The organism is Streptococcus lishijunsis (genome assembly GCF_047290665.1).
Classification (GTDB): domain Bacteria; phylum Bacillota; class Bacilli; order Lactobacillales; family Streptococcaceae; genus Streptococcus.
Genome location: NZ_JBLBUC010000004.1, coordinates 57,913 through 71,141, shown reverse-complemented (window position 1 = coordinate 71,141; position 13,229 = coordinate 57,913). Strand labels below are relative to the sequence as shown.

The following is a 13,229-nucleotide window of genomic DNA, read 5'->3' as shown; positions in this document are numbered from 1 at the left end:
AAGAATGTAGAGGTAAGCGCTTTTTATTCACTAGAAAACGCTTACTATATGATAAAATAGAAATGTAGATGTAACAGATTTTTTTGTTACTAGAAAAAGGAGACTTTAAGTATGGCAACTGTCAAAACAAACACTGATGTTTTTGAGAAAGCTTGGGAAGGATTTAAGGGAGATGATTGGCGTGATAAAGCAAGTGTTACACGCTTTGTTCAAGACAATTATACACCTTATGATGGAGACGAAAGTTTCTTAGCAGGTCCTACTGAGCGCTCACTTCACATTAAAAAAATTATCGAAGAAACTAAAGCGCACTATGAAGACACACGTTTTCCTATGGATGTTGATCGTGCGACCTCTATCGCAGACATCCCAGCAGGCTACATTGATAAAGATCAAGAATTGATTTTTGGGCTTCAAAATGACGAACTCTTCAAACTCAACTTCATGCCAAAAGGTGGTATCCGTATGGCTGAGACGACTTTGATTGAAAATGGTTATACACCTAGCCCATTACTACATGAGATTTATACTAAGCATGCTACAACTGTTAATGACGGTATCTTCCGTGCTTATACCTCAAATATCCGCCGTGCTCGTCACTCACACCACGTCTCAGGACTTCCTGATGCTTATTCTCGTGGACGTATCATCGGTATGTACGCACGTCTTGCCCTATACGGAGCTGATTTCCTCATGCAAGAAAAAGTCAATGACTGGAACTCTATCACAGAAATTGACGAAGAAACTATCCGCCTACGTGAAGAAGTCAACCTTCAATATCAAGCTCTCCAAGATATCGTTAAATTAGGTGACCTTTATGGTGTTGATGTGCGTAAACCAGCCATGAACACTAAAGAAGCTATTCAGTGGACCAACATCGCCTTTATGGCAGTCGCACGTGTCATCAACGGTGCTGCAACATCACTTGGACGTGTCCCAATTGTACTTGATATCTATGCAGAGCGTGACCTTGCGCGTGGTACCTTCACAGAATCTGAAATTCAAGAATTTGTCGATGACTTTGTCTTGAAACTTCGTACAGTCAAATTCGCACGTACCAAAGCCTTTGATGAAATCTACTCTGGTGACCCTACTTTCTTGACAACCTCAATGGCTGGTATGGGGGCTGATGGGCGCCACCGTGTTACCAAGATGGACTATCGTTTCCTCAATACACTTGATAATATCGGCAACTCTCCAGAGCCAAACTTGACAGTCCTTTGGACAGACAAACTCCCTTATGCCTTTCGTAGATACTGTATGGCAATGAGCCATAAACACTCTTCTATCCAATACGAAGGGGTAACTACCATGGCTAAAGATGGTTATGGTGAGATGAGTTGTATTTCTTGCTGTGTCTCTCCACTTGACCCTGAAAATGAAGACCAACGCCACAATATCCAATACTTCGGTGCTCGTGTCAACGTCCTAAAAGCTCTTCTTTCAAGTTGGAATAACGGCTATGATGATGTTCATAAAGACTATAAGGTCTTTGATGTCGTTGAGCCAAATACATCTGAGATCTTTGACTACGATGAAGTTATCGCAAACTTTGAAAAAGCACTCGACTGGTTGACAGATACGTATGTCGATGCCCTAAATATCATTCACTACATGACGGATAAATACAACTACGAAGCAGCCCAAATGGCATTTTTACCAACCTTCCAACGTGCCAATATGGGATTTGGTATCTGTGGATTTGCCAATACCGTAGATTCGCTATCAGCAATCAAGTATGCCCAAGTCAAGCCAATCCGTGATGAAGATGGATTTATCTATGATTATGAAGTGACAGGTGACTTCCCACGCTATGGTGAAGATGATGACCGTGTCGATGATATTGCTAAATGGCTCATGGAGGCATTCTTCAATCGTCTCAACAGCCACAAGCTCTACAAAAATGCAGAAGCTACTGTATCTATCCTCACTATCACCTCAAACGTAGCCTACTCTAAACAGACTGCTAATTCACCTGTCCACCGTGGAGTCTTCCTCAATGAAGATGGTAGTGTTAATACCTCTAAGGTAGAATTCTTCCCACCAGGTGCCAACCCAACCTCTAAATCACGTGGGGGTTGGTTGCAAAACTTGAATTCTTTATCTAAATTGAATTTCAAACATGCTAACGACGGTATCTCATTGACAACCCAAGTCTCTCCACGCGCACTTGGTAAGACCTTTGATGAACAAGTGGCTAACCTTGTCACTATTCTGGATGGTTATTTTGAAAACGGTGGCCAACACGTCAACCTCAACGTCATGGACCTCAAAGACGTCTATGACAAGATTATGAATGGTGAAGATGTTATCGTTCGTATCTCAGGTTACTGTGTCAACACCAAGTACCTCACTAAAGAGCAAAAAACAGAATTAACACAACGTGTCTTCCACGAAGTCCTCTCTATGGATGACTCTGTACAAGACCTTGTCTAAACTCAAAAAGCCTTTGCTAAGCAAGGGCTTTTTGCTATAATAAGTCTATGATAATCAAACAAACACAAGATACCCTATCCACTATCTATCAAGATGCTGTCGCTATTCGCCAAGAAGTCTTTGTCAAGGGACAAGGTGTTCCTAAAGACATGGAGATTGATGAATATGAAACACTGGCTATCCACTTTGTCCTTTACGACCAAGAGCATCAAGCTTGTGCTACTTGCCGCCTCCTACCTAGCCAAGACAAAACCACTATCACACTACAACGTATGGCTGTCTTAGACAGCTATCAAGGTCAAGGGTTGGGTAAAAAACTCCTGAAACACGCTCTTGAATATGCTACTAAAGCAGGATTTGATAAGATGACCATGCACGCTCAACTAACAGCGCAACCATTTTATCAAAAACTTGGCTTCCAGACACAAGGAGAAAGATTTGAAGAAGCTGGTATCACCCACATCACTATGACCAAATCCTTGGGCTAATCATATATACGAAAGCCCTTCTAGATGTTGCTAGAAGGGGTTTCTTTTAGTCTTTTAGACGAATACCTGGTGCTTTTTGATACATGCTAATCGCCATATAAAGCGTCAAACTACTGATAATGGCACCAACAAGACCAAATTCACCGATATAGATATTTAGAGGAGAATTCCAGAAAAAGTGTGATACCAAAGGCGTTGCTAGCCACAAGATATAAATTGGTTTGAAGGGCATTTTTTTAGTAGCAACACGATAAAAAATAACCACAGCTACACTAAGCATAGCTGTATAGACCCAATGAGATACCATAGAATTAGACAAGCGATCTAACAATTGGCTGTACAGATTATTGACATCTGTGGAAGCTTGGAGGAGATAGCTATTATCCTCTGAAATTTGAAAGCCTAAGCCCACACCAATACCAATCGCCATAATCTCTGACAGGCGACGTGCCTTGATCAGATATACGACCACAAGACTGCCTAATAACTTAATACTCTCCTCAACAACAGGAGCTATAAGAGCACCCGACCAATCATCCATCACAGATTTAGCTATTACTTTCCTCAATAGTCCTTCTAGCATATCATTGAGATACCCGCAAATCCAGCCTGTGATATAAAGTCCTGTCACCAAAGCCAAGATAAAATACCACAAACTGACCTGTTTTTTTCGACAATAATAAATGACAAGAGCTAGCAAGACTAGCACATATATTAGCATAATACTATTAGCTAATAAAAAGGCTGGAATCTCCTTATAGGCCATGCCCGTATAAGACAAAGCTGTCATCTCAATACTGGTCCCTAAAAACAGGAAAAAAAGATATAAAATTAACACAAGTGAATACATGGCTTGTCCTTTCTATGCCATATCAACTAGTCTAAAGAGGTCTGTTTAGTCCTCTTCAGCCATCATGAGCGCTATCAAAGCATCACGATCACAAATCCATTGCTCACGCTCATCCTTATCATAAGTGCGATTCGATAAAAAAATGAAAGCTTTCTGTTTTATCTGGTGTAATAAAATAAAAGTCCCTGTATAGCCTGTATGCAATAACCACCCATCTCTCATATCCCAAGCGATTGCACGCTCCTTCTCACAGCTCAAGCTAACATTTTTGGTCAATCCATCAAAGACTCTATCAGATAAATAATGCTCTACAAATACTTCCAAATCAGCTAAATTTGAAAAAAGCCCAGCCGATCCTGTATCGTCACCTAAAACCTTAGCTTTAGGATCATGAACTATACCTGCTACTGCTCCTTTTTGAGTAGGAACTGCCCCATGTACAGGTCCAAAACGAGTATGAGTTATGCCAAAAGGATCAAAGACTCGCTTTTTAAAAATAGCAGCTAAAGACTCTCCAAAATAGGCTTCTAACATGAAACCCAATAAAATAAAGTTGATGTCCGTATAACGAAAACGCTTATTATCTGTGACTCGAATACGATCAATAGCTGCAATCAACTCTTTTTTAGAGAGCTGATTACGGTTAGGGATAAAGGGGTCAATACCTGATGTATGGGTCACTAATTGTCTAAGCGTCACTCGACCATCATGAAAAGGTGGATAATATGTCACCAAGCTATCATCTAACGACATCTGACCTGAGGCAAGTAACTGAATCATCACTGTCCCAACACCCACAACCTTTGATACACTTGCTAGATCATAGATGAGATTTTCTCTGACAGGCTCGATTCCATCTTGTGTCCCAAAGTAGGATTCTTGCCACTTACCGTCTTGATAAATAGCTAGACTCGCACCTCTATAAATCTCATGTGCGATTTGGTGGTTAATGTAGTCACTTATTCTCATTTACTAATCCAAACTTCAATATTGCTCGTGTCAGACACGACCAAAAGACGCGCCTTAGCATCCAAATAAACCTCTAGCTGCAAGTTTTTTAAGCTCTTAGCTAACGCGGCTAAATCATACCCCTCTGATACATGAAATTCTAAAATTTCCAAATCCCAAGTCTTATCAGGAGACGCCTCTAAATCCTCTCCTTGGGCTGTGATAAAGTCAATCTTCAAAGGAAACTCATCGCCAAACAGTTGACTGTAAAAAGCTTTCGCGCGTGCAGTATCTCTTACTGCCAATGTCAACGACTCCACACTAAAATCACTCACTCCTTTAAAATCATCCAAAGGAGCCAAACTCGGATAAGCACTAGGCGCAAGCTTTGTCACATCTTCTTCGGCATGCACCAAAAAACGCGCTCCCTCAGGTGAGGTAGCCACAAAGGCATAATGCTCCCCCTTAAAGACTGCCTCAACCTCAATTGGTCTAGCTAATAGCCCCAAAATATCCTCACTTGAGAGACGAATGACCATTTGATAGAGCTTATGTGGGCCTGTGGTCGCTTTAGTCCGTGGAGCTGGAGATTCTTCAATAGTAAAATAAGTATGCTGATTGTCATGAGCCGTAAAGATAGTCAATGCATTTTCTTCACGCAGCCGCTTCATTCCTAAGACTGTCTCATAAAAGTCAATATTATCCTGACGATTATTAACACGCAATACAGGTTGTTTAAATAACATATACTCTCTAGTTGTCATGTTTTTCCTCCTCTAGTATTCTAACAAATTTTTATAGTATCTGACAAGAAACTTTACAAAAAGCTTCCCATTGTAATAGCTCCAAAAGATCTTAAGGAGCGGATACTCTGAAAAATCATAGAAAACAGGCTCTTGACATCAAAGTCGTCACCATTGACATTTCCTGCTAGTTTTTGTTATAGTTATCAGTATGACAGAGACAGTTTTATTGCGCGGCATTCAAATCATTTTAGTGCTTGCGATGATTAGTATTGCATCTTATCTTATCTATTATCTATATAAGCATAAGATCAACCCCTTTAGACGATTTGTGACTGGGTTTTGGATTGGATTTGTGACTGATGCCTTAGATACCATTGGTATAGGATCTTTTGCAACGACGACAACACTTTTTAAAGCGACCAAGCTTGTAGAAGACGACCGCAAACTCCCAGCAACCATGACAGCAGCACATGTACTACCTGTACTGCTCCAGTCATTATGTTTTATTTTTGTCGTTAAAGTCGAGCCGACAACACTAATTGCTATGGCGGCAGCGGCTGGTATCGGTGCTTTATGTGGTAGTCGTCTCACTAAAAATTGGCACACACCAACCGTTCAGCGAATTTTAGGGACACTTTTGATTATGGCAGCTGCCATCATGGTCTTTCGGATGCTAACAAATCCTGGTGCTAATCTTGATGATAGTGCCCATGGTTTACATGGGATTTGGCTTCTTGTAGGGATCGCCTTTAATTTTATCATCGGTGTTCTGATGACAATGGGACTGGGAAATTACGCACCTGAGCTCATCTTTTTCTCTCTTATGGGATTAAGTCCAACGGTAGCTATGCCTGTTATGATGCTAGATGCGGCTATGATTATGGCGGCATCTAGCACTCAGTTTATCAAAAGCGGTCGGGTCAATTGGGACGGATTTGCAGGACTTGTCTTTGGTGGATTTGCAGGTGTTATCGTGGCTGTTCTTTTCCTAACCAATATCAATATCGATAGTCTAAAAATCTTAGTTGTCTTTATTGTCTTATTGACAGGTCTTATGTTGATTCGCTCATCCTTAAAAAAACCAATACAAAAAACATCTTCATCATCATATAAATGAAAAAAGTTCTCGTTATAAAACGAGAACTTTTTTGATTAAGCGTAAAGAACTTTGTAAAGAGCAATAGCACAGATAGCAGCAAGGATAGGTGCTACTACTGGTACCCATGAATACCACCATTTTGAATCCCCTTTATGCTCACCAAGAATTGATGTTGGCAAGAAATGGTGAAGGATACGTGGACCAAGGTCACGTGCTGGGTTTAGACCAGGACCAGTAGGTCCTCCAAGAGATGCTACAAGAGCTAATACAAGGAAACCAAGTGCCATGTGGGCAACTGCTTGACCTGCATTTGTATGTGGACCAACTTGAAGTTTTGTCGTTACTTCAGAAACATCTAATCCCATATTAGTCGCATATTGAACAATCTCAGCACCAAAGTAATTTTTTGTCATTGAGATAGCTGCAAAGAAGAGAACAAATGAACCAAAGAACTCATTTAAGAAACCATTAGTCCAAGCTGCTTTGCGTGATTCGACTTTATTGTCATCCACACTGACGATAGTTGAGAAGGTTCCCAAAATCGCATTTGGATTTTTCGTTTGTAAATAGTAAGGGCGGTGTGTTGCAACCACAACAGCTTGACCTGCAATAGCCCCTAGGAATTGAGCGATAATGTAGTAAGGAACTTGCTCCCAAGGGAAATAACCTGATACAGCAAGACCAAGGGTAAAGGCTGGGTTGATATGGTTACCAGATACATTGCCAAACATAAGCGCAGGAATCATAACCCCCATACCATAACCAATAGCAATGGTCAACCAACCACTAGCGTGACCTTTAGTTCCTTTTAACTCAACATTGGCAACAGCGCCATTTCCCAAGATAATAAGGAACGCTGTTCCCAAAAACTCTGTGAGATATTTCACAGTCCATGTAACATCCATGTCTTTTGTAATCCTCCGACAATTATTATTTAGACATCCTCTATTTTATCAAGTATAATAAATAATGTAAAGCTATTCTAAAAATAAAATCACCTGGCTTTTTCGTGAAAGGAGTCTAGCATGCGCTACAATCAATACAGTTATATCCCAACTACCCCTAATCAAGCTCTAAGAGAACTGCAAGCATTAGGGTTTCCTGTCTCAGCAGATGATACGGACAAAGACAATCTCAAACACTTTGTTGAGCATACCTTTTTACAATTGCCAGATAAAGACTATGGGCTAAGCCTTATGATAGCTGATGATACAGATGATTTACAGCATTTTTTCCAGTCCGATAAAGCACTCTCTAAAGCGATCTTTTATACGATTAGCTTACAGTTGTTAGGCTTCGTTCCTTATGTTGATTTTACAGACAGTCTTGATTTTTGTCAAAAGATTGCCTTTCCTGTCCAATATGACAATATCTTTAGTGCTCTTCACCATCTGCTAGCCTGTCGTATGACTTCAGGAAATACCCTTATTGATCACCTTATGAGTCAGTCACTTTTACCTGCTGACAATACTTATCATTTCTTTAACGGCAAGTCTCTACCTACCTTTGATACCACCTCTCTCATTAGAGAAGTCGTCTATGTAGAAACGCCTGTCGATACTGACCAAGACGGACAACTTGACCTTATCAAAGTCCAGATCATCCGCCCTAAAACGACTCAAAAACTACCTACTTTAATGACTGCCAGTCCTTACCACCTAGGCGTCAACGTCAAAGCAAACGACAAGCGCCTACACCCCATGGAAGCCCCTCTAACACCAAAACCAACAACAACCATCACCGTAGAAGACACTCCTCTAACAATTCCAAATACCAAAACAAGACACCAAGACCTTCCTCAGGGAGTCGCCGAAGAAAGTTTCACCCATACAGGAACCTATAGCCTAAACGACTACTTCCTATCACGTGGTTTTGCTAGTATTTATAGCGCTGGTATCGGAACGGCTGGATCTGATGGTTTTATGACCAGTGGGGATTATCAGCAAATCTACGCGTTTAAAGCCATTATTGACTGGCTAAACGGCAGAGCTAGAGCCTTTAGCAGTCACCGTAGAGACTCTTTAGTAACGGCAGACTGGGCTAATGGTTATGTCGCTACCACAGGTAAATCCTATCTAGGCACCATGTCAACAGGCTTAGCAACCACAGGCGTCAAGGGTTTAGAGATGATTATCGCTGAGGCAGCTATCTCTTCTTGGTATGATTATTACCGTGAAAACGGCTTGGTCTCAAGTCCAGGTGGTTATCCAGGAGAGGACTTGGATGTCTTGAGTGAATTGACCTATTCTAAAAACCTCCTTGCAGGTGATCGTCTGCGCCACAATCAATTCTATCAAAAACGTCTAAACGCGCAAACTCAGGCCCTCGAGAGAGAAACTGGCAACTACAATCAATTCTGGCATGATCGTAACTATCTCATACATGCTAATAATATCAGCTGTCCTCTTGTTTTTACGCATGGCTTACAAGACTGGAATGTCACTCCCAAACAAGTCCATCAAATCTTTAAAGTGATTCCCAAACACATCCAAAAACATCTCTTTTTACATCAAGGACAGCATGTTTATATGAACAATTGGCGCTCTATTGATTTTAGAGAAACCATGAACGCTCTCTTGACACAAAAACTCCTAAAAGTTGACAACAACTTTACACTGGATACCGTCATCTGGCAAGATAATCAAGCCCCTGAGACTTGGAGCTCATTGCATCACTTTGACAACGACTGCCAAGAGACTGTCTCCCTAGGAAAAGATATCAAAAACATTGACAATCATTATGACGAAGCTCAGTTTAAAAAATACTGTTCAGACTTTGAAAGCTTTAAGACTGATCTTTTTGCAGGTAGAGCTCAGCAAATAGTCCTTGACTTACCCATAACCTCAGATATGCTCATCAACGGTACTGTCAAGCTAGACTTGACAGTTAAGTCAAGTAATTGTAAAGGTATATTATCAGCTCAGGTATTAGATTTTGGAGAGAAAAAGCGTTTTGCTGACACCCCCACTATTCTCGACATCAATAGTCTAGATAATGGTCAAAACTTCGCCCTAGAATCTCTCAAAGAATTACCATTTAAAACATCAGCTTATCGTGTCGTTAGTAAAGGGCATATCAATTTACAACACCGAAAAGACCTTCTCAACATTCAAGATATTAAAGCAGACGAATGGATGACGCTCACCTTTTCTTTACAACCAACCATTTACCAGCTTCAAAAAGGAGATTGCCTACGAATCCTTCTCTACACTACTGATTTTGAACATACTATCCGCGATAATAGCAACTACACACTAACTGTTGATTTAGCTAAATCACAGCTTCACCTTCCCTATAATAAGTAGCCTAAAAGCGCTTGGAAAATCCAAGCGCTTTTCTTTACGAGCGTTTAAACTTCGCTAAAATCGTTTGAATAAGAGTTGGCAGACGGACAACATTGTCATTACCAATATGCTCTCGTGCGACTTTTAAAATCTTACCAGAATCTTTAGAGGCAAATAAAAATTTGCCTTGGTCAGTATAAACTTCAAAATGCCTACTCACCTTACGACCTGTGATATTGGCACCCATTTTGTGGATATTATCCCAAGGAATTTGAATGTAATCATTGACGTTTTTATCATGATAAAACTCAAACCCTTTATTTCCTAGTAAAAACTTACCGACCTTATTGCCACCAATACCCAAATAAGAAACACCTGTCGTCGTCAACTCCACTGTACTATTGAGTGATTGAACCATACTATCTCCTTACTCTAATAGTGTTATTATAACATAAAAGAAGGCAAATGCCTTCTTTTAGCCTGTTTTTGATTACATGATACCAGCAAGGTGAGCAAGAATACCGACAATAAAGAGGCCGATAATCATAGTAATTGGAGACACTTTCTTCTTAAGCAACCACATACATAAGAAAGTAAGAAGAAGTCCCATCAAGCCTGGAATCAATGAATCAAGTTGGTTTTGCAAGGTGCTGACTTTCTCTTGTGTCAAGCTAAGTCCATTTTGCATATTTTGCAAGATTTCTTGCAATTGGCTACCTGTCACATCACCTTTAGGGAAATCGATATAAGCCCCTTCTGATAATTGTGTTTTAGGCAGTTGCATGACAAAATTGATACTTACCCAACGTTGTACCAATGCTGCTAGGATAAACATCCCAAGGATAGAAGCTCCTTTTGTCACTTTTTGAAGGATACCACCTGATAGGTCTTTTGTAATCTCAGAACCCGCATTGTAACCAAATTCTTGTGTGTACCACAAGAAAGCCATACGGATGATATTCCAACCAAGGAAGAAAATAATTGGACCAAGAATATTACCGGCTGCTGCAAGAGACGCTCCAAGAGCTCCAAGGATTGGACGAACAGTGAACCAGAATACAGGATCCCCAATCCCTGCAAGAGGTCCCATCATACCGATTTTAACCCCTTGAATCGCTGCATCATCAATGTCAGCGCCATTCGCTTTTTCTTCTTCAAGCGCCAAGGTCACACCCATGATAGGTGCTGCAACGTATGGATGCGTATTGAAGAATTCCAAATGACGCTCAAGCGCTGCAGCTTGGTCTTCTCTTGTAGTGTACAATTTTTTGATAGCTGGGATCAATGAATAAGCCCAACCCAAGTTTTGCATACGTTCATAGTTCCATGAACCTTGTAGGAATGTTGAACGCCACCATACTTTACGACGGTCTGCTTGTGTTAATTTAAGTCTTTCAGCCATTATGATGCCCCCTTCTAGTAATCTTCTAAGATATCGCCAATTGGGTCTCCTGAACCTGCCTTAGCACTAGCGCCGCTACCGCCTTTTTCAGAAAGGTTAAGGTAGATAAATGCCATAGCAACACCCATTGTACCAAGCGCGATAAGTGTAAAATCACCAACAGCAGCAAAGACAAAACCAAGAGCAAAGAATGGCCATGTTTCGCGAGTTGCCATCATGTTGATAACCATAGCATAACCAACGGCAACAACCATACCACCACCGATAGTCATACCATCAGACAACCACGCTGGAATAGCACTTAAGAAACTTTGTACTGTTTCTGTTGGAAGGGCAAGAAGAAGCGCCACAGGAATAGCAATACGCAATCCTTGAAGAAGAAGGGCAGTAAAGTGAGCACGCTCAACAGCTTTGATATTACCATTTTTAGCTGCATTATCAGCTGTATGGACAATACCAACTGAGATTGTACGCACAATCATAGTAAGAGCAAGACCAGCAACGGCAAGAGGAATAGCTACACCGTAAGCAACTGTAATCCCTTTTTGAGTGAAGTCGCCACCCTTAACCAAGATAACAGCTGCCGCTGTTGACGCAAGAGCTACGTCTGGTGCAACTGCTGCACCGATATTGGCCCAACCAAGAGCAAGCATTTGAAGAGTACCACCAAGAATGATACCTGCTGTCACATGACCAGTTACAAGACCAATCAAGGTACAAGATACCAATGGTTGATGGAATTGGAATTGGTCGAGGATACCATCCATTCCGGCAAGGAAAGCGATGATAAGAACCAAAATAATAGAAATAACTGACATTATTCTAAATCCTTTCATAAGTAATGGGCAAAATAGCCCAATAGTAACACATTAAGTAAGCTTATTTGACGTCCGCTTTATTGATCAGATCAAAAAGATTCTTAGGAGCGTCATTTGGTACTTTACGTACATCAAAAGTGACACCTAAATCACGGAGTTTTTCAAAGGTTGACACATCATCTTTGTCCATGGACAAGACATTGTTAACCATTGTTTTTCCTGTTGAGTGAGCCATAGAACCAACGTTGAGTTCTTTGATTGGCACACCACCTTCAATAGCACGGAGAGCATCCTGAGGGGTCTCAAACAAAATAAGGGCGTGTGTATTACCAAAGCGAGGGTCTTTTGATACTTCGATCAATTTCTTGATTGGTACCACATTCGCTCGTACACCAGCTGGTGCTGCTTGCTTGATCAAATCTTTACGTAACTCATCTTGAGAAACAGAATCTGAGGCAACGATGATACGATCTGCTTTTGAAAATGGTGTCCAGTTAGTCGCTACTTGACCATGCAAGAGACGTGTATCGACACGAGCAAGATTGATTTTAAGCTTACCATCTCCAATAACGGTTCCTTCTGGGATGGCTCCTTGAGGTTGAGCCTCTTCACTTCCAGTTTGAGCAGGAGCTAGCTCTTCTTTTGGATTTAGCTCTTCTGGAAGGGCTTTAATACCGTCTTTAGCTTCCTTGATGATATTTGCTGCAACGGCTTCTACACCTGCATTTGCATCCATCATACGCTCTGTATAAGCTTGAATCAACATAGGCAAGTTGAGACCTGTGATGATGGCCATCTTGCGCTCAGGATTTTCCCCCTGAATGCGACTAGCTTGGTTAAATGGAGACCCACTCCAAAGGTCAGCTAGTACGAGGATTTCATCATCGGCATCAAACTGCGCAATTGCATTGTTGAAGTGTTCATAAAGGTCATCTGGACCTTCGTTTGGCATAAAGGTTACCACTTGAACCTTTTCTTGCTCACCGAAAATCATCGAACCTGATTGATGAATACCTTCAGCAAATTTACCGTGGCTGGCAATAATAATACCAATACCCATTTGTTCTCCTCCTTTATATTTTTCTCCAAAAGTCATTAGACATCTCCCTCTATTAGAAATGTATCATATGTTTTGAAAGAAATTTTTAGAACTAATTT

Annotated in this window: 12 protein-coding genes; 4 read left to right on the top strand and 8 right to left on the bottom strand. The window is 40.9% G+C overall.

The genetic code is table 11. The features are described 5' to 3' along the window. The first annotated feature begins 111 nt into the window (after window positions 1-111). Together pflB and ACLN19_RS03295 are read left to right on the top strand one after the other, a co-directional pair. Window positions 112-2,436: a formate C-acetyltransferase gene (gene pflB / locus ACLN19_RS03300; RefSeq protein ID WP_413383258.1), complete on the top strand. Its 2,325-nt coding sequence runs from the start codon at window positions 112-114 to the stop codon at window positions 2,434-2,436. Window positions 2,437-2,483: 47 nt separating this feature from the next. Next, entirely contained in the window at window positions 2,484-2,924 is a 441-nt protein-coding gene (locus ACLN19_RS03295; RefSeq protein ID WP_413383256.1) for a GNAT family N-acetyltransferase, read from the top strand. A gap of 46 nt (window positions 2,925-2,970) precedes the next feature. On the opposite strand, the gene ACLN19_RS03290 is transcribed toward ACLN19_RS03295, so the two are convergent. The 3 genes from ACLN19_RS03290 to ACLN19_RS03280 are packed head-to-tail and all read right to left on the bottom strand — an operon-like array spanning window position 2,971 to window position 5,486. Continuing rightward, a complete protein-coding gene (locus ACLN19_RS03290) occupies window positions 2,971-3,774 on the bottom strand; it encodes a PrsW family glutamic-type intramembrane protease (RefSeq protein ID WP_413383254.1) in 804 nt (267 codons plus the stop codon). Window positions 3,775-3,819: 45 nt separating this feature from the next. Then, window positions 3,820-4,743: a serine hydrolase domain-containing protein gene (locus ACLN19_RS03285; RefSeq protein ID WP_413383252.1), complete on the bottom strand. Its 924-nt coding sequence runs from the start codon at window positions 4,741-4,743 to the stop codon at window positions 3,820-3,822. Continuing rightward, window positions 4,740-5,486 (bottom strand): CppA family protein, encoded by a 747-nt coding sequence (locus ACLN19_RS03280; RefSeq protein ID WP_413383250.1) that lies wholly within the window; start codon window positions 5,484-5,486, stop codon window positions 4,740-4,742. Before ACLN19_RS03280 ends, ACLN19_RS03285 begins: the two co-directional genes overlap by 4 nt. 190 nt (window positions 5,487-5,676) lie before the next feature. On the opposite strand from ACLN19_RS03280, the gene ACLN19_RS03275 reads away from it, so the two are divergent. Then, window positions 5,677-6,585, top strand: coding sequence for a TSUP family transporter (locus ACLN19_RS03275; RefSeq protein WP_413383248.1), 909 nt, complete (start codon window positions 5,677-5,679; stop codon window positions 6,583-6,585). Between the two features lie 35 nt (window positions 6,586-6,620). Here ACLN19_RS03275 and gla read toward each other — a convergent pair whose 3' ends face one another. After that, a complete protein-coding gene (gene gla / locus ACLN19_RS03270; protein WP_413383246.1) occupies window positions 6,621-7,472 on the bottom strand; it encodes an aquaglyceroporin Gla in 852 nt (283 codons plus the stop codon). Between the two features lie 120 nt (window positions 7,473-7,592). Between gla and ACLN19_RS03265 the strand changes: the two genes are divergently transcribed. Then, complete coding sequence (locus ACLN19_RS03265) at window positions 7,593-9,872, top strand: Xaa-Pro dipeptidyl-peptidase (RefSeq protein ID WP_413383244.1); 2,280 nt, start codon at window positions 7,593-7,595, stop codon at window positions 9,870-9,872. Window positions 9,873-9,906: 34 nt separating this feature from the next. On the opposite strand, the gene ACLN19_RS03260 is transcribed toward ACLN19_RS03265, so the two are convergent. From ACLN19_RS03260 to ACLN19_RS03245, 4 genes are all read right to left on the bottom strand, one after another. Beyond that, window positions 9,907-10,269, bottom strand: coding sequence for a DUF956 family protein (locus ACLN19_RS03260; RefSeq protein WP_413383242.1), 363 nt, complete (start codon window positions 10,267-10,269; stop codon window positions 9,907-9,909). A 72-nt stretch (window positions 10,270-10,341) separates the two neighbouring features. After that, window positions 10,342-11,253, bottom strand: coding sequence for a PTS system mannose/fructose/sorbose family transporter subunit IID (locus ACLN19_RS03255; protein ID WP_413383240.1), 912 nt, complete (start codon window positions 11,251-11,253; stop codon window positions 10,342-10,344). Window positions 11,254-11,267: 14 nt separating this feature from the next. After that, window positions 11,268-12,071 carry a PTS mannose/fructose/sorbose transporter subunit IIC gene (locus ACLN19_RS03250; RefSeq protein ID WP_413383238.1) on the bottom strand — a complete coding sequence of 268 codons (804 nt, stop codon included), beginning with the start codon at window positions 12,069-12,071 and terminating at the stop codon, window positions 11,268-11,270. 61 nt (window positions 12,072-12,132) lie between these two features. Beyond that, window positions 12,133-13,131 (bottom strand): PTS sugar transporter subunit IIB, encoded by a 999-nt coding sequence (locus ACLN19_RS03245; protein ID WP_413383307.1) that lies wholly within the window; start codon window positions 13,129-13,131, stop codon window positions 12,133-12,135. Window positions 13,132-13,229: the final 98 nt, after the last annotated feature.